The organism is Burkholderia sp. AU33803 (assembly GCF_002223095.1).
GTDB lineage: Bacteria > Pseudomonadota > Gammaproteobacteria > Burkholderiales > Burkholderiaceae > Burkholderia.
In genome coordinates this window covers 471,098-495,504 of record NZ_NKFJ01000008.1, presented here as the reverse complement: position 1 = coordinate 495,504, position 24,407 = coordinate 471,098, and the positions used below count along the sequence as shown (strand labels likewise).

Annotated in this window: 21 protein-coding genes; 16 read left to right on the top strand and 5 right to left on the bottom strand. The window is 68.3% G+C overall.

All coding sequences use genetic code 11. The annotated features are described in order from the left end of the window. Positions 1 to 3: 3 nt before the first annotated feature. Both CFB41_RS33710 and CFB41_RS33705 read left to right on the top strand, forming a co-directional pair. Complete coding sequence (locus CFB41_RS33710; protein WP_089459761.1) at positions 4 to 1,401, top strand: aspartate aminotransferase family protein; 1,398 nt, start codon at positions 4 to 6, stop codon at positions 1,399 to 1,401. A 30-nt stretch (positions 1,402 to 1,431) separates the two neighbouring features. Next, positions 1,432 to 2,856 (top strand): aldehyde dehydrogenase family protein, encoded by a 1,425-nt coding sequence (locus CFB41_RS33705; protein ID WP_089459599.1) that lies wholly within the window; start codon positions 1,432 to 1,434, stop codon positions 2,854 to 2,856. Positions 2,857 to 3,034: 178 nt separating this feature from the next. On the opposite strand, the gene CFB41_RS33700 is transcribed toward CFB41_RS33705, so the two are convergent. Further along, positions 3,035 to 3,889: a FadR/GntR family transcriptional regulator gene (locus tag CFB41_RS33700; protein ID WP_089459598.1), complete on the bottom strand. Its 855-nt coding sequence runs from the start codon at positions 3,887 to 3,889 to the stop codon at positions 3,035 to 3,037. A gap of 228 nt (positions 3,890 to 4,117) precedes the next feature. Here CFB41_RS33700 and CFB41_RS33695 point away from each other — a divergent pair, with 228 nt between their 5' ends. From CFB41_RS33695 to CFB41_RS33650, 10 genes are all read left to right on the top strand, one after another. Continuing rightward, positions 4,118 to 5,326: an ABC transporter substrate-binding protein gene (locus CFB41_RS33695; protein ID WP_089459597.1), complete on the top strand. Its 1,209-nt coding sequence runs from the start codon at positions 4,118 to 4,120 to the stop codon at positions 5,324 to 5,326. Between the two features lie 69 nt (positions 5,327 to 5,395). Next, positions 5,396 to 6,256 carry a branched-chain amino acid ABC transporter permease gene (locus CFB41_RS33690; RefSeq protein WP_089459596.1) on the top strand — a complete coding sequence of 287 codons (861 nt, stop codon included), beginning with the start codon at positions 5,396 to 5,398 and terminating at the stop codon, positions 6,254 to 6,256. After that, on the top strand, positions 6,253 to 7,296 hold the full coding sequence (locus tag CFB41_RS33685) for a branched-chain amino acid ABC transporter permease (protein ID WP_089459595.1): 1,044 nt from the start codon (positions 6,253 to 6,255) through the stop codon (positions 7,294 to 7,296). The genes CFB41_RS33690 and CFB41_RS33685 overlap by 4 nt, the downstream gene beginning before the upstream one ends. After that, positions 7,293 to 8,060, top strand: coding sequence for an ABC transporter ATP-binding protein (locus CFB41_RS33680; RefSeq protein WP_089459594.1), 768 nt, complete (start codon positions 7,293 to 7,295; stop codon positions 8,058 to 8,060). Before CFB41_RS33685 ends, CFB41_RS33680 begins: the two co-directional genes overlap by 4 nt. After that, entirely contained in the window at positions 8,057 to 8,758 is a 702-nt protein-coding gene (locus CFB41_RS33675) for an ABC transporter ATP-binding protein (RefSeq protein ID WP_089459593.1), read from the top strand. The genes CFB41_RS33680 and CFB41_RS33675 overlap by 4 nt, the downstream gene beginning before the upstream one ends. Before the next feature lie 34 nt (positions 8,759 to 8,792). After that, on the top strand, positions 8,793 to 10,082 hold the full coding sequence (locus CFB41_RS33670) for a Zn-dependent hydrolase (RefSeq protein ID WP_089459592.1): 1,290 nt from the start codon (positions 8,793 to 8,795) through the stop codon (positions 10,080 to 10,082). Continuing rightward, a complete protein-coding gene (locus CFB41_RS33665) occupies positions 10,079 to 11,584 on the top strand; it encodes a M81 family metallopeptidase (protein ID WP_089459591.1) in 1,506 nt (501 codons plus the stop codon). Before CFB41_RS33670 ends, CFB41_RS33665 begins: the two co-directional genes overlap by 4 nt. Before the next feature lie 128 nt (positions 11,585 to 11,712). Beyond that, the gene (locus CFB41_RS33660; protein WP_089459590.1) at positions 11,713 to 12,900 is read left to right on the top strand and encodes a YncE family protein; all 1,188 of its coding nucleotides are present in this window, start codon (positions 11,713 to 11,715) and stop codon (positions 12,898 to 12,900) included. A gap of 450 nt (positions 12,901 to 13,350) precedes the next feature. Next, complete coding sequence (locus tag CFB41_RS33655) at positions 13,351 to 16,026, top strand: glycoside hydrolase domain-containing protein (protein ID WP_089459589.1); 2,676 nt, start codon at positions 13,351 to 13,353, stop codon at positions 16,024 to 16,026. A gap of 78 nt (positions 16,027 to 16,104) precedes the next feature. Next, complete coding sequence (locus tag CFB41_RS33650; RefSeq protein ID WP_306427076.1) at positions 16,105 to 16,404, top strand: hypothetical protein; 300 nt, start codon at positions 16,105 to 16,107, stop codon at positions 16,402 to 16,404. A 129-nt stretch (positions 16,405 to 16,533) separates the two neighbouring features. Here the strand turns inward: CFB41_RS33650 and CFB41_RS38850 are convergent, their stop codons facing one another. Then, the gene (locus tag CFB41_RS38850; RefSeq protein ID WP_006767081.1) at positions 16,534 to 16,668 is read right to left on the bottom strand and encodes a hypothetical protein; all 135 of its coding nucleotides are present in this window, start codon (positions 16,666 to 16,668) and stop codon (positions 16,534 to 16,536) included. Between the two features lie 403 nt (positions 16,669 to 17,071). On the opposite strand from CFB41_RS38850, the gene CFB41_RS33640 reads away from it, so the two are divergent. Both CFB41_RS33640 and CFB41_RS33635 read left to right on the top strand, forming a co-directional pair. Further along, positions 17,072 to 17,554 (top strand): hypothetical protein, encoded by a 483-nt coding sequence (locus tag CFB41_RS33640; RefSeq protein WP_089459588.1) that lies wholly within the window; start codon positions 17,072 to 17,074, stop codon positions 17,552 to 17,554. A gap of 70 nt (positions 17,555 to 17,624) precedes the next feature. Further along, positions 17,625 to 18,437, top strand: a complete 813-nt coding sequence (locus CFB41_RS33635; RefSeq protein WP_089459587.1) for an alpha/beta fold hydrolase — start codon at positions 17,625 to 17,627, stop codon at positions 18,435 to 18,437. Positions 18,438 to 18,527: 90 nt separating this feature from the next. Here the strand turns inward: CFB41_RS33635 and CFB41_RS33630 are convergent, their stop codons facing one another. The 3 genes from CFB41_RS33630 to CFB41_RS33620 are packed head-to-tail and all read right to left on the bottom strand — an operon-like array spanning position 18,528 to position 22,599. Beyond that, positions 18,528 to 20,516, bottom strand: coding sequence for a DUF4034 domain-containing protein (locus CFB41_RS33630; RefSeq protein ID WP_256941343.1), 1,989 nt, complete (start codon positions 20,514 to 20,516; stop codon positions 18,528 to 18,530). A gap of 14 nt (positions 20,517 to 20,530) precedes the next feature. Beyond that, the gene (locus tag CFB41_RS33625) at positions 20,531 to 21,313 is read right to left on the bottom strand and encodes a DUF1266 domain-containing protein (RefSeq protein WP_089459585.1); all 783 of its coding nucleotides are present in this window, start codon (positions 21,311 to 21,313) and stop codon (positions 20,531 to 20,533) included. Continuing rightward, positions 21,307 to 22,599 (bottom strand): hypothetical protein, encoded by a 1,293-nt coding sequence (locus tag CFB41_RS33620; protein WP_089459584.1) that lies wholly within the window; start codon positions 22,597 to 22,599, stop codon positions 21,307 to 21,309. The genes CFB41_RS33625 and CFB41_RS33620 overlap by 7 nt, the downstream gene beginning before the upstream one ends. Before the next feature lie 141 nt (positions 22,600 to 22,740). Between CFB41_RS33620 and CFB41_RS37910 the strand changes: the two genes are divergently transcribed. Further along, entirely contained in the window at positions 22,741 to 23,058 is a 318-nt protein-coding gene (locus CFB41_RS37910) for a hypothetical protein (protein WP_144029985.1), read from the top strand. Between the two features lie 153 nt (positions 23,059 to 23,211). Next, positions 23,212 to 24,381, top strand: coding sequence for a class C beta-lactamase (ampC, locus tag CFB41_RS33615; RefSeq protein ID WP_089459583.1), 1,170 nt, complete (start codon positions 23,212 to 23,214; stop codon positions 24,379 to 24,381). The last annotated feature ends 26 nt before the right edge of the window (positions 24,382 to 24,407 follow it).

Genomic DNA, 24,407 nt, shown 5'->3' with positions numbered 1-24,407 from the left:
CCCATGAACGCTGTTGACGTCAATCTCGATGCGGACCTGCAGGCCATCGGCAAACGCCACCTGCTGATGCATTTCACGCACGCCGATGCGTATCGCGACCACGCGCTGACCGTGTTCGACCGCGGCGAAGGCTGCTGGCTCGTCGACCGCAACGGCAAGCGCTATTTCGACGGGCTGGCCGGGCTGTACTGCGTGCAGGTCGGCTACGGCCACGGCGCGGAAATCGGCGACGCGATCCGCGAGCAGATGGTGCGGCTGCCGTTCGCGACCAACTGGGGCGTGGGCCACGAGCCGGCGATCAGGCTTGCGCACAAGCTCGCGGCGCTCGCGCCGGACGGGCTGAACCGCGTGTTCTTCACGTCGAGCGGCTCGGAGTCGAACGAATCGGCGATCAAGCTGGTGCGCCAGTATCACCAGTCGCGCGGCGAGCCGCAGCGGCGCAAGTTCATCGCGCGGCGCGTCGCGTATCACGGCACGTCGTTCGGCGCGCTCGCGCTGAACGGGATGACGAACTTCCGCAAGCATTTCGAGCCGCTGATGTCGGGCGTGCGGCACGTGGGCAACACGAAGCGCTACGGCCGCCCCGCAGGCGAGACGGAAGCGCAGTTCACGCGCCACCTGCTCGACGAGATCGAATCGCTGATCGTGCAGGAAGGGCCGGATACCGTCGCCGCGATCGTCGTCGAGCCGCTGCAGAACGCGGGCGGCAGCCTGACGCCGCCGGCCGGCTATGCGGCCGGGCTGCGCGACATCTGCGACCGGCACGGCGTGCTGCTCGTCGCCGACGAAGTGATCTGCGGGTTCGGCCGGCTTGGCGAATATTTCGGCTCCGCGCGCTACGGGCTGAAGCCGGACATCATCACGTTCGCGAAAGGCATCGCGTCGGGCTACGTGCCGCTCGGCGGCGTGATCGCGAGCGACGCGGTGGTCGACACGGTGCTCGACGGCCCGCAGCAGATGTTCCTGCATGGCGCGACCTATGGCGGCCACCCGGTCGCGTGCACGGCCGCGCTCGCGAACCTCGCGATCATGGAGCGCGAAGGCGTGCTGGAGAACGTCCGCAGCAACGAAGCGGTGTTCCGCCAGACGCTCGACGGCCTGCTCGAACTGCCGTGCGTCGGCGACGTGCGCGGCGACGGCTACCACTACTCGCTCGAACTCGTGACCGACAAGGCCGCGCGCCGCTGGGCGGCCGGCATCAGCGCGCAGGCGTTCGTGTCGACGCTGCTCGCCCCCGCGATCTTCGACGCGGGGCTGCTGTGCCGTGCGGGCGTCGATCACGAAGGCACGCCGATCGTGCAGTTCTCGCCGCCGCTCGTGATGTCGCGCGACGAGATCGTGTGGTTCGTCGCGAAGATCCGCGACATCCTCGTCGACACCTATGCGCGGGCGACGCGCTGAGCGCGGCGTCCTTCATTTCAGGAGCATTCGATGAGAACGTCACAACAGTCCTATATCGACGGCCAGTGGCTCGATCCGGCCGATGCACGATCGATCGACGTGATCGATCCGAGCACGGCCCGGCCGTATGCGCAGCTCAGGATCGGCGATGCGGCCGACGCCGACCGCGCGGTCGGCGCGGCGAAGCAGGCTTTCGACCCGTATTCGCGCTGGCCGGTGGGCGAGCGCGTCGCGCTGCTGCGGCGCGTGCTCGACATTTACCAGCGCCGCTACGAGGAGGTCGCGCAGACGATCAGCCAGGAGATGGGCGCGCCGATCGCATTTGCGCGCGCGGCGCAGGCGGCCGTCGGCACCGCGCACCTCGAGCAGACGATCCGCGCGCTGCAGTCGTTCCGCTTCAGCACGCAGACCGATTCGCTGCTGGTGTCGCACGAGCCGATCGGCGTGTGCGCGTTGATCACGCCGTGGAACTGGCCGATCAACCAGATCGTGTGCAAGGTCGCGCCGGCGCTTGCGGCCGGCTGCACGATGGTGCTCAAGCCGAGCGAGATCGCGCCGTTCAGCGCGATCCTGTTCGCGGAGATCCTGCACGAAGCCGGCGTGCCGCCCGGCGTGTTCAACCTCGTGCACGGCTATGGGCATGACGTGGGCGACGCGCTGTCGCGGCACCCGGATGTCGACATGGTGTCGTTCACCGGTTCGACGCGCGCGGGCGTCGAGGTCGCGAAGGCGGCGGCCGATACCGTGAAGCGCGTGCATCAGGAGCTCGGCAGCAAGAGCCCGAACCTGATCCTCCCCGATGCAGATATCGAGGATGCGGTCACGCGCGGCGCGCGCAGCTGCTTCAGCAACAGCGGCCAGTCGTGCAATGCGCCGACCCGCATGCTCGTGCATGCCGATCATCTGGCGCTGGCCGAGCAGGCCGCGCGACGGGAGGCGGAACGCACGGTCGTCGGCGATCCGCGTTCGACGGAGACCGGTATCGGGCCGGTGGTCAGCCGCACTCAGTTCGACCGCATCCAGCACTTCATCCGGCTCGGGATCGAAGAAGGCGCGACGCTCGTCGCCGGCGGGCCGGGGCGTCCGGACGGGCTCGGTGACGGGTTCTACGTGCGGCCGACGGTATTCTCGAACGTCACGCCCGACATGATGATCGCGCGTGAGGAAATCTTCGGGCCGGTGCTGGCGATCATGACCTACCGGACCGAAGAAGAAGCCATCGCGCTCGCGAACGATTCGGTCTACGGGCTCGCGGCCTACGTGCAGTCGAAGGATATCGAGCGTGCGCGCAGGGTGGCGGCGCGGTTGCGGGTCGGCAACGTCCACATCAACTACCCGGCATGGAATCCGGCCGCGCCGTTCGGCGGCTACAAGCGTTCGGGCAACGGCCGCGAATATGCGGAGTTCGGCCTCGTCGAGTATCTGGAGACGAAGGGCACGACGGGGTACGCGTGAGCAACCGTACGATGCGGCGCCCGCCCGGGTGAATCGCGGCGCGCATGCGCGATTGCCTGCGCCGCTCGCGGCGGCCGGCCGCCACGGCCACGCATGGCGTCGGCAGTTACCGCGTGGCTGATACTTCCCGTGCGCTGCGAAGCACGCGGCGTCGCGCCGACGCCGCGCTCGCCGGCAATCAGTCCTCGTCGGGATCCGCTGCGCCCGCATCGGATCCCGCAACGGGCGCAGCGGCCCGCCGGCGGATCTCGGAATCGAGGATCAACCGCCCGCGCAGCTTGCCCTTCATCCGCTTCACATGCTTGGGCGCCTCGGTCATGTGCTCGACCATCAGCGCCCGGACGCGCTCGGCGTCGCGCTCGCGCGCGGCCTGCAGGATCGCCTTGTGGATCGACACGTTCGCTTCGCCGAAGCGCTTGTGCTCCACGAGCGGCGTATCGTTCCGGAACTCGATCAGCTGCCGGATCATCTCGTTGATCAGCTCGCAGCTGAAGCGCAGGAACGGGTTCGGGTTCGCGGCCGCGAGGATGTCGTGGAACGTCGTGTCCTCCTGGCGCTGGCGCAGCATGTGCCCGCGGTCGTGCACACCTGACGCGCCGTCGCAGCACGCGATGTTCGCCTCCAGCGCCGCGAAGTCGCGCTCGCCCAGATGCGGCACGGCACCGGCCGCCAGCTCGGGTTCGAGCAGCTTGCGCACGGTGTAGATGTCGTCGATCGTCACGTCCTTGAAGAACAGGTAGTTCTGCAGCAGCTGCAACGTGCGGTCGAGCGGCACCTCGACGACCATCCCGCCGCCGGACGGCCCCGTGGTGACCTTGATCAGCCCTTGCACCTCGAGCGACTTCAGCGCCTCGCGGATCGTGCTCTTGCTCACCGCATAGAGCTGCTGCAGCTCGGCTTCGCGCGGCAGGCGATCGCCCGGCTTCAGGTCCTTCTCGGTGATCAGCCGCTTGATCTCCTCGGCGACGAGGTCGGCCCGCTTCGGCTGCTTGATTTCGACCGCGAGGCCCGCCCTGGCTCGGTCCATGACCATCTTCACGACTCCTTTGTCTGACTCCGCGCCGCGTCATCGTCGACGATCCGTGCCGGCGCGGGTACGGAATTTTGCCTGATTGACACCAATTTTGATCAACTCTAGCATCAGGTTCATTCTATTTATCATGATAAATAGGATCAACCGGCGGCGCGCATCCTGCAGGGCGTGGGCACGGTTTGGCAGTCGGTCGCATCGCGTGTGTCCCCCTTTATCAGGAGCGTCAACTTGAATCGCCGAGAACTGTTGAAACTGGCCGCGCTGTCGGCCGTGCCGGGTGCGCTCGGCAGCATGTCGTCCCGCGCCGCGTTCGCGCAGGGTTCGTCCATCCAGCTCGCATGCCCGGTGCCGATGTCGGGGCCGTTCGCGGCCAACGGCAAGTACGCCGATCTCGGCATGCAGCTCATCGTTCAGCAGTACGGCAAGGTGCTTGGCGCGCCGCTCGCCTACACGGCGCTCGACACCGAGGGCAAGCCCGCGACCGCCGTGCGGCGCGTGCAGGAGATCGCGCAGCAGAAGGGCGTGCGTTTCTTCGCGGGCGGCATCCTGTCGTCCGAGTCGCTGGCGATGGGCAAGGAAGTCCAGAAGGCGGGCGGCGTGTTCATCACGACGGCCGGCGCGGACGAGATCACCGGCAAGGATTGCAATGCCGCGACGTTCCGCTGGTCGGTGCCGACCTTCGGCGCGATCGAGCAGACGGTGCGCCCGTTGACCCAGATGCTGCCGAAGGCGAAGCGCTGGTACACGATCACGCCGCAATACGTGTTCGGCGAGGGCCTGCTGTCGGCCGCGAAGGCGATCTTCAAGGAAAAGGGCATCGAGCATGTCGGCAACAGCTACCACTCGCTCGCCGAGAAGGAGTTCAGCGGCTACCTGACGAACGCGGCGGCCGCGCAGCCGGACGTGCTGCTGATCCTGAACTTCGGCTCGCAGTCGTCGGACACGCTGCGCCAGGCCGTCAGCTTCGGGATGAAGCGCAACTGCACGATCCTGCTCGCGTGGGCGTCGGGCCTCGAGCAGTTCGAGGCGCTCGGGCCCGACATCTGCGACGGCGTGTATTTCGGCGCGCAGTACTGGCACGGCATCGATTCGCCGCTGAACCGCGACCTCGTGAAGCGCGCGAACGCCACGTTCAAGGCGAACCCGAACTACAGCCTCGCGGGTTCCTACATCTGCTCGAAGATCCTGGTCGACGCGATGGTGAAGGCCGGCAGCGCCGATCCGAAGAAGGTGGTCGCGGCGATGGAGGGCATGAAGTACGACGGCCTCACGGGCCCGGAGGAAATCCGCAAGGGCGATCACCAGGTGCTGAAGAACTACTACCTGCTGAAGGGCAAGCCGAAGAGCCGGATGAAGAACGCGGACGACTACGCCGACATCGTCAGTTCGGGCCAGTCGTTCCTGCCGGTCGACAAGACGAGCTGCAAGCTCGCGTGACGCAGTGCATGCGTCCGCGGCCGTCGCGCGCCGCGGACGTCCTTTACCTTCCTTTCTGACACGGAAGCCATGAACGTCTATCTGCTGCAGATCGTCAACGGCATCGGCGTGGGCATGCTGTATTTCCTGCTCGCCGTCGGCCTGTCGATCGTGTTCGGCCTGCTGCGCTTCGTGAACTTCGCTCACGGCGCGTTCTATCTGCTCGGTGCGTATCTCTGCTACCAGGCGCTGCAATGGTCGGCGAATTTCTGGGTCGCGCTCGCGGTCGTGCCGCTCGTCGTCGGCGCGTTCGCGTGGAGCGTCGAAAAGCTCGTGCTGCGTCATGTGTACGCGCAGCAGCACGAATTCCACATCCTCGCGACAGTCGGGCTCGCGCTCGTGCTGCAGGAGTGCGCGATCCTCGCGTGGGGCCCGCTCGGCGACAACGTGCCGCCGCCCGACGCGCTGAACGGCGTCGTGATCTGGGGCGGCTTCGTCTACCCGAAATACCGGCTGTTCGTGATCGCGTTCACGGCCGTGCTCGCCGCGCTCCTGTGGTGGGTGCTCGAAGGCACGCGGCTCGGCAGCACGGTGCGCGCGGGCAGCGAATCGACGGAGATGGTGTCGCTGCTCGGCATCAACGTGACGCGCGTGTTCAGCCTCGTGTTCGCGCTCGGCGCGGCGACGGCCGCGCTCGCGGGCGTGCTCGCCGCACCGATCCGCGGCGTCGACCCGTTCATGGGCATCGAGGCGCTCGGCGTCGCGTTCGTCGTGGTCGTCGTCGGCGGGATGGGGAATTTTCTCGGGGCGCTGGTCGGCGGGCTGCTGGTCGGCATCGTGCAGAGCCTGATGAGCACGCTGTGGCCGGAAGGGGCGCGGCTGATGATCTATGTCGCGATGGCGGCCGTGCTGCTGTTGCGTCCGAACGGGTTGCTGGGGAGGGCCGCATGATCGAATCGTCGAAACCGCTGCCGCCCGGGACGGCGGCCTCGTCACGCCCGCGGCCGTGGCGCGGCGCATGGCAGCGGCCGGAAGGCTGGCTCGCGGTGGCCGTCGTGTGCGCGCTGCCGGTTGCGCTGAGCTCGGGCTCGCTCGCGACCGAGGTGCTGGTGTTCGCGCTCGCCGCGCTCGGCTGCAACCTGCTGCTCGGCTACACGGGGCTGCTGTCGTTCGGGCAGGGCATCTTCTTCGGGCTCGGTAGCTACGCGGCGGGGCTGGTGCTGACGCACGGCGTCGCATCGGTGACTGCCGCGCTGGTTGCAGCCACCGTGCTCGGTGCCGCCGCGGCCGCGCTCGTCGGCTGGTTCTCGATCCGGCAGCGCGGTACTTACTTCGTGATGCTGACGCTCGCGTTCGGGCAGCTGTTCTACTTTCTCGCCTACACGACGCCGAACGTCACGGGCGGCGACAACGGGCTGCTCGACATCCCGCGCCCCGCGTTGTCGCTGTTCGGGCATCCGCTCGTTTCGCTCGATTCGCCGTGGCGCTACTACGGCTTCGTCGCGGTGCTGTTCGTCGCGGTGTTCTGGCTGCTGTTGCGCGTGTCGCGCTCCGTGTTCGGCCGCACGCTGCTCGCGATCCGCGACAACGAGGCGCGCGCGGCGGCGGCCGGCTACGACGTGAAGCGCTTCAAGCTCGCGGCATTCGTGCTGTCGGGCGCGGTCACGGGTTTCGCCGGTGCGCTGCACGCGTTGATGACGGGCATCGCACCGCTGTCGAACATCGACTATCACACGAGCGAGATGATCCTCGTGATGACGGTGATCGGCGGCACGGGCAACCTGTTCGCGTCGGTGCTCGGCGCGGCATTCTACGTGCTGTTCGCGGACTGGCTGTCGACGCTGTGGCCGCGCTGGCTGCTGCTGCTCGGCCTCGTGCTGATCGCGGTCAGCCTGTTCATGCAGCGCGGGTTGTGGGGATTGGGGGAACGCGTCGTGGCGTCGCTGCGGCGCGGCGGACGGACGGCGACGACGACCGGGGAGCGGCAATGAGCGAAGCGATTCTCGAGGCGCGCGGCATCGTCAAGCGCTACGGCAAGTTCACGGCGCTGGGCGGCGTCGACCTGCGGATCATGCCGCGCACCGTGCATTCGGTGATCGGGCCGAACGGCGCCGGCAAGACGACACTGTTCCATACGTTGACGGGCACGCTGCCGATCACGTCGGGCTCGATCCTGTTCGACGGTCACGACGTGTCGCGCGAACCCGATCACAAGCGCGTGCGGCGCGGCATCGCGCGCTCGTTCCAGGTGACGAGCCTGTTTCCGAACCTGAGCGTGCGCGAGAACCTGCGCGTCGCCGCGCAGGGCGTCGAATCGCGGCGCGCGCTGAATCCGTGGGTGCCCCCGCGCGGTGCGCTTGCGCACGACGGCATCGTCGACGACGTGCTCGAGCGGCTCGGCCTGCAGCGCTTCGCCGATACGGCGGCCGGCGTGCTGTCGCACGGCCAGCAGCGCCGGCTCGAGGTCGGGATGGCGCTGGCGGCGCGACCGCGCGCGATCTTTCTCGACGAGCCGACGTCGGGCATGGGGATCGACGATCTCGACGACATGAAGGCACTGATCCGCGGCCTGCGAGACGACTACACGGTCGTGCTGATCGAACACAACATGGGCATCGTGATGGACATCTCGGACACGATTACGGTGATGCAGCAGGGCCGCGTGCTGGTCGAAGGCAAGCCGGACGCGATTCGCGGCGACGCGCGCGTGCGCAGCGCGTATCTCGGCAACATGATCACGGGAGGCCGCGCATGATGCTCGACGTGAAGGACGTTCATGCCTGCTACGGCAAGAGCCACATCCTGCAGGGCATTTCGCTGAACGTGGACGAAGGCGAGACGGTGACGCTGCTCGGCCGCAACGGCGCGGGCAAGTCGACGACGCTCAAGACGATCGCGGGCGTCGTCGCGCCGACCGGCGGCACGGTGACGTTCGCGGGCCGGCCGGTGTCCGGGCAGCCCGCGCACCGGATCGCCGCGCGCGGCCTGTGTTTCGTGCCGGAGCATCGCGGCATTTTCCGCCTGCTGTCGGTCGAGGAGAACCTGCGGCTCGGTGCGCGCCGCGATTCACCGTGGCAGCTCGACGACATCTACCGGATCTTCCCGCGCCTGAAGGAGCGTCGCCGCAACGGCGGTGCGCAGTTGTCGGGCGGCGAGCAGCAGATGCTCGCGATCGGCCGCGCGCTGATGAACCACCCGCGGCTCTTGATGCTCGACGAGCCGGTCGAAGGGCTCGCGCCGGTGATCGTCGAGGAGATCGTCGAGCAGCTGAAGCAGATCAAGGCGGCCGGCGTCGCGATCCTGCTCGTCGAACAGAACCTCGAAGTGTGCACGCAGCTCGCCGACCGCCACTTCGTGATCGAGCAGGGCGTGATCGTCTACGAAGGCAGCAACGCGGCGTTCGCGGCCGATCACGAGGTGAAGGACCGTTACCTGGGTGTCGGCGTCGCGTAAGCGCCGCGCCCTTTCATTGCGAGGAATTCCATCGATGCAAGTTCAGGATTCGACACCGGGCGTCGCGGCGTCCGGCTTGCGCGTCGACGGCGCGCGGCTATGGGACAGCCTGATGCGTCTCGCGCGGATCGGCGCGACCGACAAAGGGGGCGTGTGCCGCCTCGCGCTCACCGACCTCGATCGCGAGGCACGCGACCTGTTCGCCGCGTGGGCGAAGGAAATCGGCTGCACGGTGCGCGTCGACGCGATCGGCAACATCTTCGCGCGGCGCGCGGGCGAATGCGACGACCTGCCGCCCGTGACGACGGGCAGCCACATCGACACGCAGCCGACCGGCGGCAAGTTCGACGGCAACTACGGCGTGCTCGCGGGCCTCGAAGTGCTGCGTACGCTCGACGATGCGGGCGTGCGCACGCGGGCGCCGCTCGAGGTCGCGGTGTGGACCAACGAGGAAGGGTCGCGCTTCGTGCCCGTGATGATGGGTTCCGGCGTGTTCGCGGGCGCGTTCACGCTCGACCATGCGCTCGCGCAATGCGACCGCGACGGCGTGTCGGTGCGCGACGCGCTGGCCGCGATCGGCTATGCGGGCGATGCGAACGACGGGCGCGGCGCGCATCCGGTCGGCGCGTATTTCGAAGCGCATATCGAGCAGGGCCCGGTGCTGGAGGCGCACGACACGACGATCGGCGTGGTCGAGGGCGCGCTCGGGCAGCGCTGGTATGACGTGACCGTGCACGGCATGGAGGCGCACGCCGGCCCGACGCCGATGGCCCTGCGGCGTGACGCGCTGCTCGTCGCGTCCGATCTCGTGCGCAAGGTGAACGACATCGCGTGTGCGCATCCGCCGCATGGACGCGGCACGGTCGGCTGGGTCGACGTGTACCCGAATTCGCGCAACGTGATTCCGGGCCGCGTGACGCTGACCGTCGACCTGCGCGCAGCCGACGATGCGACGCTGGCGGAGATGGACGCGGAATTGCGCGCGACATGTGCCAACCTGGGGGCGGCAGCCGGAATGCAGATCGACATCGCGGCAGTGGTGTGCTTCCCGCCGCAGCCGTTCGATCCGGCGCTGGTCGAGCAGGTTCGTGCGGGCGCGCACGCGCTCGGGCTGTCGTCGATGAACGTGATCAGCGGCGCAGGCCACGACGCCGTGTATCTCGCACGCGTGGCGCCGACCGCGATGATCTTCGTGCCGTGCAAGGACGGAATCAGCCACAACGAGATCGAAGACGCCGATCCGGTCCACCTGGAAGCCGGCTGCAACGTGTTGCTGCACGCGATGCTCGGTGCCGCCGGGATCGCGGAGGGCCGCGCACGATGAAGATCCTGATCGCGCGGATGAACCATGAGACCAACACGTTCTCGCCGGTGCCGACGCCGCTTGCCGCGTTCGGCCGCAACGGCCCGGACTGGGGCGACGACGCCTATCGCGCGAATCGCGGGATGCGCACCGCGATGGCCGCGTTTCTCGACGCGGCCGAGCGTGAAGGCGCCGAGATCGTGACGCCGGTATCAGCGGCCGCGAACCCGAGCGGACCGGTCGCGGCCGACGCGTATGCGGCGATCTGCGACGCGATCGTCGCGGCGGCGCCCGGTTGCGATGCGGTGATGCTTGACCTGCACGGCGCGATGGTCGCCGAGCAGAGCGCGGACGGCGAAGGCGACCTGCTCGAGCGCGTGCGCGCAGCGCTGCCCGGCGTGCCGATCGCGGTCGCGCTCGACCTGCATGCGAACGTCACGCAGAAGATGGTCGATCACGCGGATGTGATCGTCAGCTTCAAGACTTACCCGCACGTCGATATGTACGAGACGGGCGAGCATGCGGCACGCGTGCTGCTCGACCGGCTGCACGGCCGCGCGCGGCCCGTGCTCGCGTGGCGGCAGCCGCCGCTGATGACGTCGACGCTGCGCAGCGCGAGCGCGGAAGGCGCGATGCGGCGCGCGGTGGAGGCCGCGCGCGCGGCCGAGGCCGACGGGTTGCTCGCGGTATCGGTGCTGCCCGGCTTCTCGCTCGCGGACATTCCCGCGCCGTGCATCAGCGTGGTGGTGGTGGCCGATGGCGACCGGGCCGCCGCCGACGCGGTGGCCGAGCGTATCGCGCGGCAAATTTGGGACGCGCGCGACGACTTCGTGTATCGCAGCGCGCCGCTCGCCGAATCGGTTGCGCAGGCCGCTGCGCTCGCGCGCGGCGCGGATCGCCCCGTGCTGATGCTCGATCATGGCGACAACTGCATGTCGGGCGGCCCATGCGACACGATGGACCTGCTCGAGGCCGCGCTCGCGCACGGGCTCGACGGTATCGTCAGCGGGCCGCTGTGCGACCCGCAAGCCGTCGCGGCGCTGATCGACGCGGGTGTCGGCGCGACCGTCACCGTATCGGTCGGCAACCGCATGCCGTCACACGGCGGCGTGCGGCGCGAGCCGTTTCGCGCGACCGGCGTCGTGCGCGCGCTCACCGACGGCGAATACGTGATCACGGGGCCCACTTATACGGGGCAGCGCGCGTACATGGGCCGCACGGCCGTGCTCGACATCGGCGCGGCCACGCTCGTCATCACCGAGCGGACGCAGGAGCCGTGGGATCTCGGCGTGTTCGAGAGCGTCGGCGTCGATCCGCGCCGCGCGCGCTTCCTGCTGCTGAAGTCGCGGATGTATTGCCGGCCGGTATTCGTGCCGATCGCGGCCGCGCTGGTCGAGTGCGACAGCCGCGGCGTGACGGGTTCGGACTACGGGCTGTTCCATTACGAGCGGCTGGCGCGGCCCGTGTATCCGCTCGATGAGGTGGGCGAATGGCCGTCGTCCGGCGCGCGACGGATGGCGTGACGGAAGCGGACCGGGCGCGAGACGCCGGATTTGCCGGCTTTCGGGCATCATGCGATGGCACCGACCCGTCGAGCAGCAGGGTCGATGCCATCCATTGTGTCCGCAACCGATCCGGAGAATCGACCGACATGCATTCGAATCCTTTTCGCCCGCGCAGCGCGCGCCTGCTCGCCGCGCTGACCCTCGCCACGACGGCCGTCGCCGCCCACGCCGCCGACTGGATCGTGTCCGGCAACGACGGCAAGTACCAGCGCGTCGAGGGGCGCGACACCTATCTGGCGTCGCCGCCCGCCGACACGCTGACGCTGCTCGACGCCAGCACGTTCCCGCCGAAGGTCGCGCTGCAGGTCGACGTCGAGAACGGCATCCAGGGGCCGCCGCAGGCCGTCGCGATCACGCCCGACGCGAAGCTTGCGCTCGTCGGCGCGCCGACACGCTACGACGCGGCCGCGAAGCAGCTCGTGTTCGACACGTTCCTGCAGGTCGTGAATCTCGAAGCCGCACCGCCGTCGATCACGCGCATCGAGCTCGGCACGCATCCGCAAGGGATCGCGATCGACCGCTCGGGAAAGCTCGCGCTGGTCGCGAACGTCGACGGCAGCGTGTCGATCCTGCGCATCGACGGCACGAACGTGACGCTCGACGGCAACCTGAAGATCGGCAAGAAGCGGCTGGCCGGGATCAGCTTCACCCATGACGGCAAGCATGCGCTCGTGTCGCTGCGCGACGAGCAGGGCATCGCGGTGCTGAACGTCGACGACGGCAAGGTGACCGACAGCGTGTCGCGCCTGAGCACCGGCGTCGCGCCTTACACGATCGACGTGTCGAGCGACAACCGCTGGGCCGTCGTCAGCAACGTCGGGCTCGCGGGGCTGCCGGGCTATACGGGCACGCTGGCGGGCGACGCCGATTCGGTCGCGCTGATCGACGTGTCGCGCGTGCCGTTCCGCACGGTCCAGTACCTGACGGTGCCGTCGTTGCCGGAAGGCGTCGCGATCTCGCCGAACGGCAAGTGGATCGCCGTGCAGGCGATGGACGGCTCGAACCTGATGGCCGACAACCCGGGCCGCCACAAGATCGGCAAGGTGCTGCTGTTCGAGATCCGTAACGGGCAGGCCGTGAAGGTGAGCGAATTGCCGGGCGGCGAAGCCGCGCAAGGCATCGTGTTCACCGCCGACAGCCGGCACGTGATCGTGCAGTTCAACGTCGAACGGCAGCTGGCGCTTTATTCGGTCGAAGGCGGCAAGCTGCGCGATACGGGCAAGCGGATCGCGCTGACGGGCGGCCCGTCTTCGTTGAGGACGTTGCCGCGCTGACGCGCACGGCCTCGACTCGTTCAGTTTCGCAGGTTCATGCGGCGCCCGGGTTCGCCGGGCGCCCGTCAAAGCACACCTCCTGTGCGCCGCCATTGCAACGCAACAAAGGGCGGAACTTTGTACCCAAAGCCACTTAAACCCGTATTGTTTAGTTAAACAAACTGAAAATTCGGGAAACTTCCTGTAGTGAATAAACAGTCGTTGCGGCACTGTAAGCCCGTGGGAAGCATGTGACGTTCCGGGAGTCAGGGCGGTGGAGGCGACGGTTGCGGCAGCAACGATCGTCGCCGGCTGCTCACATGTGAAAGTCAGCGTGACGTCGCTTGGGGGGACCAGCCGACGTCGCGCCGCGCGGCATCGATGTGCCGCGCAAGGCCGCAAGCCGGGCGGCGTGCCGGATGATCATCGGCGCCGGATCCATCGTTTTAATTAACGGTACTAAACGAAAATATGAAAAATCCACGACTCTTGCTCGTCGCCGCACTGGCTTGCGCGGCATTGGCCGCGTGTGGCGGCGACGACGTGAACAGTGTCCAGGCACCCAGCAGCGGCGCAGGCGACACGCCGTCGACCGTGCCGCCGACGGCGGGAACGTCGCAACCGTCGCAACCGGCCCCGCCGAAGCGCACCGACATGGCGTTGACGCAGTTCGTCAATCCATTGATCGGAACGCAGGTCAATGCGGATTCCGGCTACGCGGGCAACGTGAGCCCGGGCGCGATGGTGCCGTTCGGGATGGTGAATTTCGGGCCGAACACGCCGCGCTACGACTTCAACGGCTCGGGCGGCTACCTGTCGTCGGGCGGGTCGGGCGGCACGATCGACTTCTTCAGCGTGACGCACCTGAGCGGTGTCGGGTGCCCGGGGCAGGGCACGGTCGCGATGCTGCCGACCGACGCGGCGACGGCCGTGGCATCGGGCGGCCGGCCGAACGGCATCGGATACCGCTACGCGGATGAAACGGCTGAACCCGGGTACTACAAGGTGCGTCTCGCGAACGGCATCGTGACGGAGCTGAGCGCGACCGCGCGCACCGGCATCGCGCGCTTCACGTACACGAACAAGGACAAGGGCTTCTTCTCGATCGACGCGAAGCTGAACGGCAACAGCGATTCGGGCAGCACGAAGGTCACCGCGAACCACGTCGCGCTGGCGCTCGCGAGCGACGGCAAGTCGATGAGCGGGCAGGCCGTGGCGCCCGCGTTCTGCACGCCGTACGGCACGGTGTGGAATGCGCCCGTGTATTTCTACGCGACCTTCGACAAGCCGCTGCGCAAGCAGGCGGGCACCTCCGCGGTGAATACTGCCAGCAACGGCGCGGCGACGCTGCAGTTCGACCTGACCGACGCGGACCGGGCCGTCACCGTGAAAGTCGGGGTGTCGTCCGTCAGCGTCCAGAATGCGCAGGCGAACCTGAAGGCCGAGGGCGAGACGCTCGCATTCGACGACGCACGCAAGAACGCATCCGGCTCGTGGAATGACCGCCTCAACACGATCCAGATCGACCAGGCCGCGACGCCCGCAGCGCTGAACGCGACGCAGAAGGCGAACCTGACGAAGTTCTACACCGCGCTCTATCGCGTGTTCGGCACGCCGACGCTCTACAGCGACACGAACGGCGAATTCCGCAGCATGCGCCAGCCCAGGAACGCGGATGGCAGCTATCCGAAGTCGGTCGACCAGACCGGCACCATTCCGGCGCGTGCGACGGCGAAGGTTGGCGATTACGCATTCCGGCGCGCCGACGGATCGCTGGGCGGCGCGGGCAACCACTACACGGGTTTCTCGCTGTGGGACACGTACCGGTCGCAGGCGCAGTTGCTGGCGCTGCTCGCACCGAAGGAATCGAGCGACATGATGCAGTCGCTCGTCGTCGACGGGTTGCAGTGCGGTGCGTTCCCGCACTGGGTCGACGGCAGCGACGACTCCACGCCGATGGCGGGCGACAATGCGCTGAACGTGATTGCCGGCGCGTACAAGTTCGGCGCGACCGATTTCGACCTCGTATCGGCTGCCCGCCTGACGAAGCAGTCGGTGTTCGATTCGTCCAGCGCCTGCAACGACCGCGCGAGCGCGGCGGGCCTCGCCAATTTCCTGACGGCCCACTACCTGTCGCAGGGCGATGACGGTCACTCGTCGTCGGCGACCATCGAGCGCGTGCTGAGCGACCGCTCGGCGGCTGCGTTCCTGCAGGCGCTGCCCGCGAGCGTACTGAACGCGCCGTCGGTCGGGGTAACGCCGGACAACATCGGCACGCTGTACACGCGCGCCGGGTGGTGGCGCAACATCTTCGACTACACGAACAAGGTGATCGCCGCGCGCAACGCGCCGCCGGCCGGCTCGGCGCCCGGTACGCTGGGCACGCTCGTGCAGGGTTCGTTCCACGAATCGACGGAACCGAACTACTTCTGGACCTTCGCGCAGGACTGGAGCGCGCTGATCGATGCGATCGGCGGCAAGCAGGCGGCCGTCACGCGGCTGAACAACCTGTTCGCGATCACGACACCGTTCTCGACCGTGCCGTCCTCCAGCAGCCTGAACGGCGGCGAATCGTCGAACACCCTGTACATCGGCAACGAACCGTCGTTCCAGTCGCCGTGGGGGTACAACTGGGCCGGGCAGCCGAGCGGCGCACAGTACGTTCTCCCGATCATCATGTCGAAGGCGTTCACGACCGCTCGCGACGGGCTGCCGGGCAACGACGACATGGGCGCGACGTCGAGCTGGTACGTGTGGGCGGCGCTCGGGATGTTCCCGGTCATTCCGTCGGAGGCGGGGCTCGCGCTGTCCACGCCGCAGTTCAGCGGGATCACGGTGTGGTTCGGCAACGGCAAGACGCTGCGGCTCGAAAGCGACAAGCAGGTCGCGATGGACAGCGCGGGGCGCCCGTCGTTCGCGTATATCCAGTCGCTGAAGGTCAATGGCGCGGATTACGCGGGGTCATGGTTGCCGCTGGGCAAGATCGCCAATGGCGGGACGATGAACTACGCGCTGTCCGCGACGCCGACGCACTGGGCGGCCGCCGACAACCTGACGCCGCCGTCCGGGCCGAACGCGGACTACACGCAGATGACGGCCGGCGGGTCGGCAGCGGCGATGCGCATGCGCGAGGACGGTGCGCGATAAACCCAAGCGGGCATGACGCGCAGGGGCCACCCTGCGCGCCCGTCGAGACGACGCCATCCGGGAGCATGACACCATGCAATCGACATCGCGCCGGAAATTCCTGTCGTACAGCGCAGCGCTCGCCGGTTATTCGATCCGTCGACCGGCGCGCTTGTGCTGCCGGCGTTCTACAGCGACAACTCCCTGAACCTGATCCCCGGCGGGAAGCGGCAGATCACGATCGGCCTGCCGCACGCGGGCGGCGCGCCGGTGTCGCGCATCACGCTGCGCGTCGACGGGTGGCGGCTCGATCGCCCGAACTGCCGGCTGGGGCTCGGCGGCGTGCCGGTCGTGTTCAACGAGCGCGCGCCGACGGTGCCGACGTTCGCGGCCTGCTGACGGAGGGGTGGGTTGCGTGAAGGCGCGCCAAGCGGGAGTGAGCCGGTGACGCGCCGGGTCGAAAGCCCGCGGCGTTCGCTTCAGGCAGGCCGGCCGTGACGGATCGAGAAACGTGTCGAGCCCGCGCGCTTACGGGCGAAGCAGATCGAACCCGCCGAATACGACGACACCGCTCAATACGATCATCGCGACGGAGTGCTGGCCGAAGTAGAGAATCGCGGCGGCAAGCCACGTCGTGATGCAGAAGGCGCCGATGCGGGCCATCGTGGGTTCCTCGAATGCGTGATGAAGTGCGTGCGCGCCGCATGGTGCTCGCCGCTCGACAGGGCGAGCGAGGCACACCGGCGGACGAAAAAGGCGACCCGCGCAGCCGCGACCGCGGCGCCGGCACGTGCCGCGTGCCGCGCCCGGAAGGGCGGGAGTCGAAGCCGGCGGCGTTGCGCGCACGTGCCCGGAGGCGATCGGTGCGCGGATCCCGCTGGCGAAGCGGCGATTTTACCAGCGCCGCCGGGCCGTCAATCTGGCCCTTTCGTGGCTAAAACCGGTCGATCTTCGGCTAAATCAGTCCGTCCCCGATACTCAAGTTTCGTGTGACGAATGCCGTAAACGAGTTGGAAGGCAGTTTCATCCCAGTCACGATTCGCTTACCGACATACGGACCGACACGATGCAGATCGATTTCTCCACGACCACACGCTCGCCGCTGGCGGACAGCAACCTGAACGCGAATGCTTCGTCCGGAGCTGCGGCGACGACGTCCGCCGCGCCCACCGCAACGTCATCCACCGCTGGCGCGACGAGTACCTCGGGTGCTACGAGTGCGCCCGCCACCGCCGGCACGAAGGATGCGACCGGCGCCACCGGCGAAACGCTCGGCGCATCGGGTGCGTCGTCGGACGACCCGGCGGTCAGCCAGTTGAAGGCGCTGATCGAGCGGCTGCAGAAGCAGCTCGCGGCACTGGAGCAGCAGATGGCGAGCGCGAGCCAGCGCGCGAAGGACGACCCGGCCGCGGCGATCGAACAGCAATCGTTGAGCGCGCAAGCCAGCGCGATCTCGGGGGCGCTGTCGACCGCGATCTCGCAACTCGCGGCGGCGATCCAGAAATCGGGCGGCTCGCAGGCGGGCGGGCTGGTGTCGACGCAGGCCTGACCGGTCGCGGCCGGGTCGGCCGCACGCATTACAATCGTGAGCACGTCTCCCTCGACAGGACGGCTGAACGATGCATGCGGAATTCAACGACGACGATCTCGCCCGCTTCGAGTCGCAAGGCGGCACGCCGCTGCCGGCGGCTGATGAACAGGGATGGCTGGAACACGACGGCGCGCGCATCTGGCACGCGTCGTTCGGCCATGGCCCGGCGGTCGTGCTGCTGCACGGCGGCCTCGGCCACAGCGGCAACTGGGGCAACCAGGTGCCGGCGCTGCTCGCGGCCGGCTACCGCGCGATCGTGATCGACAGCCGCGGCCACGGCCGCAGCACGCGCGACGACGAACCCTATTCCTACGAACGCATGGCCTCCGACGTGCTGGCGGTCCTCGACGCGCTGCACGTCGACCGTGCGCGCTTCGTCGGCTGGAGCGACGGTGCGTGCATCGCGCTCGTGCTGGCCGACCGCGCGCCGGAACGGGCGGCCGGCGTGTTCTTCTTCGCGTGCAACATGGACCCGGGCGGGACGAAGGAGATCGTGCCGAGCCCGCTGCTCGACCGCTGCTTCGCGCGGCACCGCAAGGACTACGCAGCATTGTCCGCGACGCCGGACCAGTTCGACGCGTTCGTCGCGGCGGTCAGCGAAATGATGCGCACGCAACCGGATTACCGCGCGCAGGATCTCGCGGCGATCGCCGTGCCGGTGACGATCGTGCTGGGCGAGCACGACGAATTCATCCGGCCCGAGCACGCGGCGTACCTGGCGCGCACGATTCCGGGCGCGACGCTGACGACCCTCCCCGGCGTGAGCCATTTCGCGCCGCTGCAGCGGCCCGAGCGGTTCAACGCGGCGATGCTGGCGTTTCTCGACCGGCTGCCGGGGTAATGCGCGGGACGACCACGGGCTGACCGTCCCATCGAGATTCGGACGGCGCGCGCGGCCCGGCCCCGGGCGCGCGCATTTGCCGCCCGGGGTTCAGACCATCGCGTTGTCGGCGCCGGGAATCTCGTGCGCCTTGATCTGCTTGCGCTGCATCTTGAACCGCAGCCTCGAGAGCATGCCGTCCTCGTAGCTGATGCGCGTGATGGTACGCACGAACTCGTCGTCCGGTGCGATCGCCTGGGCGCCCATGATCCAGCGCACGCCTTCGCGATAGTCGTAGAGCGACTTGTCGCCGATGTCGGCGAGGCAGAACGACAGCGTGGCCATCGCGGCCGGATGGCCCGCTTCGGCATGCTGGCGCAGTTCGTCGAGATAGCGATGGCGCAACGTATGATCCTCGATGTCGCTGATGAACATCAGCATGCTCTCGAGCGCATCCGTATGCCCCATCTCGTGCGCCTTGCGCGCGGCCTCGACGGCCTCGACCTGCATGCGCGCGCGTTCGGCCCGATCCGTGCTGGTCTGGCCGATGTGGTGGTACGTGTATCCCAGTTTATAAGCGGCCACGTTGCCGCCGGCCTCCATCGACTCGCGGAAGAAGTGGGCGGCGCGGTACGGGTCGGCTTCGACATGCGTGCCGTCCCTGTAGAAGCAGCCGAGCAGGTAGCCACATGAATTTCCGCCCGCCTCGTAGCCGAGCTGGCAGATTGCAAAGGCATCGGCCGGGCGCCGGTTTCCATCCTCCATCGCGGTGGCGAGCTGGTTCCATGCGAGCGAGCCGGGCTCGTTCAGGCGCGCGGCTTCCAGCCATGCAGCGCCGCGCGCGTCGTCCTGGGCGAAGCCGAACGTGCCCGTGCGATGCGCGTAGCCGCGCAGGATCATCGCCGCCGTGCAGGCGCGTGCGTCCGACGCACGCTGGATCGCGCCGGTCAGCCAGTCGCCATGCGGATCGAGGGCGAGCGTCAGCCGCAAACCCATCGCCATCGCGCGGTTGTCGTCGATAGGCTCGTTGCGTTCGGCTTCCTGCAGGCGGGCGTATGCCTGTTCGTCTTCGTTGCGCATGAAATGGCTGCGCGCGAGCCAGTGCAGCGTCTCCCAGCGGTGATACGGATGCAGCGCGGCGTTCGCGCGGGCGAGCGTCGCGGCCATCGCGCGGCGTACGGTGTCGTCGTCGTCATCCGAATCCAGCGTCTCGCCGTAATACTCGTCGCGCCAGATCTCGTGGCGCAGCCGGTCCTTCTCGACCGCGTCGAGGTGCGCGCACGCATCGGAATCGATGAAGGCGCGGACGTGATCGTGCGAGCCGCCCCAGCGCGGCTGCATGTACCAGATGAACGTGCGCATCGAGAAGTACTGGGTCGGGTGGATGTGCAGCGTCGCCTCCATCCAGTACCACTTTTCCTTGCGCAGCTTCTTGCCCTGGACGGGGCCGGGCAGCGCGTCGGGAAATTCCGCCGGGCAGGCGACCGGCTCGTCGGGATTCAGTCCCGAGCGCACGAGCATGCGCTGCAGTTCGGCGCGCGTGGCTTCGTCTTCGGCGCCGACGTTCAGGTGCAGTTCGGTGACGGGCCAGCGGCGCTCGCGTACGAGCTGCGTGAGCCACTCGGGCTCGCCGAACGACGACACGCTCGTGAAGATCACCTTCGGCGCGCTCCACATCGTCGGCGCGAGCACCAGCGCGCGCAGCGCGGCGACGATCGTCAGTGCCGCGCACGCATGTGCGCCGATCCAGCCGGCTTCGGTCACCGTCTCGGCCCAGCCGCCGCCGCGATACTCGTACGCCCAGTGGTGCCAGTAGTGCGCTTCGCACAGCCACGCATGGGCGGAGCGTGGATTCGCGGCCTGCCATGCGCGCAGGCGCGCGAGGCCTTCCGCGCCAGCTTCGATGCAGGGTTGCACATCGGCCGGCAGTGCGTCGACGTACCGCGCTTCGGCGGTGCGGTCGGTGAAGCTCGCGGCGAGCGCGGCATCGAGCTGCGTGTCGAGCGCGGCAAACTCGCCTGCGCGCAGCAGCGCGTCGACGTCGCAGATGAACCAGCGGGATTTCGCGGGCGGAATCAGGTCGGCGGGAACGGAGGACATGTCGGTGTCGGCGGTCATGACGAAACGGGTTGGGGGTCGAAGATGCGGTAGCGCTTCCACGGCAGCGAAAGCCAGTTTCCGGACGGATTGCGCAGGTGCTCGCGCACTTCCTGGGTCGCACGCGACGACGCGGGGCCGTCCTGGCCGCTGCCGCGCAGCCAGTGCTGGCGCGCGCGTGCATACGCGAGCCCGAAGTCTTCCCAGCTGTCGAAGCTGTCCTGCGCGCGCTGGGCATTGAGCAGCAATACCACCCACGCATGCTGTTCGGACGCCCAGCCGAGCAATGCGATGCAGCGCACGAGAAACGCGGTACGCGCGCAATCGAACGCCAGCGCATCGCGCACGCGGCCTTCGGCGGCGAGCTGTTCGTAGAAGCCTTCGTGCGAGCGGCCGACGCCGCGTATCCAGCCGGCGAGGATGGCCGGCACGCGCTGCACGACCTGCCACTCGGGCAGGTCGGCCGGCAGGTCGAGTTCGCGCCGCAACTGGGCGGCGAGCTTGTCGCGCTGCGCGTCGGGCAGTGCGTACACGAGCGCGTCGCAATCGCAGCGCAGCCCGTTGCGGATCAGCAGGATGTCGGCGAGTGCAAGCGACCAGCGGCGGCGGTTCGGCGGCGCCTGCTCGGCCAGTGATTGGGCGAGCTTGACGGCGGCGGTCTGCCGGACCGTGACCGCGGCGTCGGCGCCCGCGACCTGGTCGGCGTCGACTTCGCGCACCATCCGCGCCGCGACCCGGACCGACCGCCACACGTACCACACGACCCACAGCACGGCTGCGCCGATCAGCCATTTCAGCATGGCGCGCTCCCGTCTGCCGGTGCAGGCAACGCGAACGTCGCGCACAGCGCGGGATCGATCGCGATGCCTTCGATCTCGAACGCGGTGGTGACCGGCGGTGCGCTGCCGGGCGCTTGCGCGGCCGGCAGCGCATCGGCCGGCAATGCGTGGCGCGCGGCCGCTGCAACGGCCGGATCGATTTGCCGAAGCTGGCCAAGCGCATGGGGCGCGTTGCGCAGCAGCAGCCATTGGAGTACCGCTGGCGGCTGCGGGAAATGCTCGATCAGGTGGAAGTTCTCGCTCATCACGCTCAGCAGATGGTCGGGCGAGCGCACGTCGGTGACGAAAGTCCATTCGCCGGTGCCCGCGCCCGGCGTGTCCGGTTCGAACACGAGCCCCATGCCTTCGCAATCGGGATGCCGTTCGCCGCGCGGCGCGAGCGCGCGCAGGAACTGGCGGACGTCGTCGGCGTAGCGGCGCACCGGATGGCGGTTCTGCTTGCCCTTGATCTGGTCGATGCGCAGGCCGTTGCCGGTCACCTGCAGGCTGATCGTCACGTGCGGCTGGTTGCCCGCGCCGCGCAGCGTGAACAGGCGCAGCCGGCCCTCCTGCGCGGCTTGCGCGTACTGTTCGCCGTAGCCGCCGCGCAGCCGGCGGCGATCCGCGAACTGGCCCAGGCAGTGCTGCATGTAGTACGACTCGTAGGCGAGTTCCTCGCGCAGCGCCGCGTGGTCGCCCGCGAATTCGAACACGATCCCGTTCGGTGTGCGCAGCACCTCACGCAGCGCGAGGCCGCTGCTCGGCACCCAGCCCTTGTCGCGACGCGCCTGCATGCGCTGGTGCTCGCGCTCCCACATGTCGAGCGCCATGGCGCACGTGATGCGCTGCAGCTTCTGCGCGAGCCGCGTGCCGGCGCGCGAGCGCAGGAATTCGACCAGCACGCGCTCGCGGTCGGTCAGCAGCATGTGCTCGGGATCGATGAAGTAGAGCGGCTTGGGTTCGACGGCCGGCAGCGGCGCCGGATCGGTCGCCGCGCCGGAGGCCGGTTGCGGACGGAACCGGCGCACGAGCCAGTCGGGCGCCGGCCGGTCGGTGCCGGCGAGCGCGCGGTAGTCGGCAAGCGAATCGAGCGGCTGCGCCTGCTCGAACGCGCCGACGACCCAGCGGAAGAAGTGGTTGCCGAGCCACGCGCGGATGTCGGCCGGATCGCCGCGCTCGGCGCTGCGGCGGGCGATGGCCGCCTTGATGTCGGGCGCATTGACGACATCGCGCGGCCGATAGGCCGACGCGGCCACGGTTTCGGTCACGGGGTTGCTCTCCGGTCAGGCAGGGCGTGCGCGGGCCTTGCGCGCGGGACCCTGGCGGTTCTTTCGGCTGGCGGGCGATGCGGCGAACGGGCGCGCACGTGGCGCGCGGCGGCGTGGCGTGTACCCGCTGCGGAGCGGTCGATGCGTGAAAATCACGCGACCGGGCGACAGCCCATGACGCGGGAGCAGGCGATCAGCGAATGGCGATTCATTGGTTCTCTCAGGATGGATTTTATTTTTTGCTTCCGCGAGTCTACTGCGATCCGCGCGGGTGAATCAATCGCGCGATGCGCCAGCGCATCGGGATCTGACAAGACTTATCTCTTTTTCACCGATTTTCGATGCGGTGCGATTCGGCCGCCGGATTGCATGCTGTTAAAACCGACAGGTTTTTCCGGCAAAACGACGAGCGGTTCGGCAATGGCATCACGCCAAAGCAGTCCTTCGCGTATCTCATAAGTTTTTCTTTCGGCTCGCGCAACATATCGTCGATTGTTGGCGGCCGATCGACAGCGGATAGTCCTGCTTCGGCTGGCCGGCCACTGCGACTACCGCACGGCACGGCCGGATCCGTTGTCCACGCAACCATCAGAACTCGAAGGAACCGCAACCATGCGATTCAACGCGACACGCTTCGCCGCGACCCTGTTCGTCGCCGCGTGCGCTACCGCCACGGCCGGCCGCGCGGCCGCCGTCACCCAGGACGAACTCCGCGACACCGTCACCCGCCACATCGCGCCGCTGATGAAGCAGTACGCGATTCCCGGCATGGCGATCGGCATCGTCGCCGACGGCAAGCCCTACGTGTTTGACTATGGCGTGATGTCGACGCAATCGGGCAAGCCCGTCACCGGCGATACGCTGTTCGAAATCGGCTCCGTCAGCAAGACGCTGACCGCGACACTCGCGGCCGATGCGCAGGAAGGCGGCGAACTGTCGCTGGCCGACCCGGTGGGCAAATACCTTCCCGCGCTGCAGGGCAAGCCGTTCGGTGTCGTGACGCTGCGCGATCTCGGCACGCACACGTCCGGCGGCATGCCCGTGCAGGTGCCGGACAGCATCCGCGACGACGCGGGCCTGATCCGCTATCTCGGCGCGTGGCGGCCCGCACACGCGCCGGGTACGTACCGGACGTATTCGAACGTGTCGGTCGGCATGCTCGGGTGGCTCACCGCGAAGGCGATGCACAAGGATTTCGCGGTGCTGATGGAGCAGCGGCTCTTTCCCGCGCTCGGGATGACGCACACGTACATCAACGTGCCGGAAGCACGCCAGGCCGATTATGCGCAGGGCTATACGCAGGACGGCAAGCCGATCCGGATGACGGGCGGCATGCTGTGGCAGCCGGCCTACGGCGTGCGGACCACGGCGGCCGACCTGCTGCGCTTCGTGCAGGCGAACATGGGGCTGATCGAGACCGCGCCGCGCCTGCAGCGCGCGCTCGAACGCACGCACACCGGCTATTTCCGCGCGGGGCCGCTGACGCAGGACTTGATCTGGGAGCAGTACCCGTATCCGGTCGCGCTGCCGACGCTGCTCGAAGGCAACTCGATGAAGATGTTGCGCGACGGGTTGCCGGCCGCCGCGATCAAGCCGCCGCTCGCGCCGAGCGCGGATACGTGGATCAACAAGACGGGCTCGACCAACGGCTTCAGTACCTATGTCGCGTTCGTCCCGTCGAAGCGGATCGCGATCGTGATGCTCGCGAACCGCAGCTATCCGAACGAGGACCGCGTGAAGGCCGCGTACGGGATCCTCGGCGCGCTCGACGGCGGGCGGTAACGTTTCCGACGCCGGGGCCGGGGCGG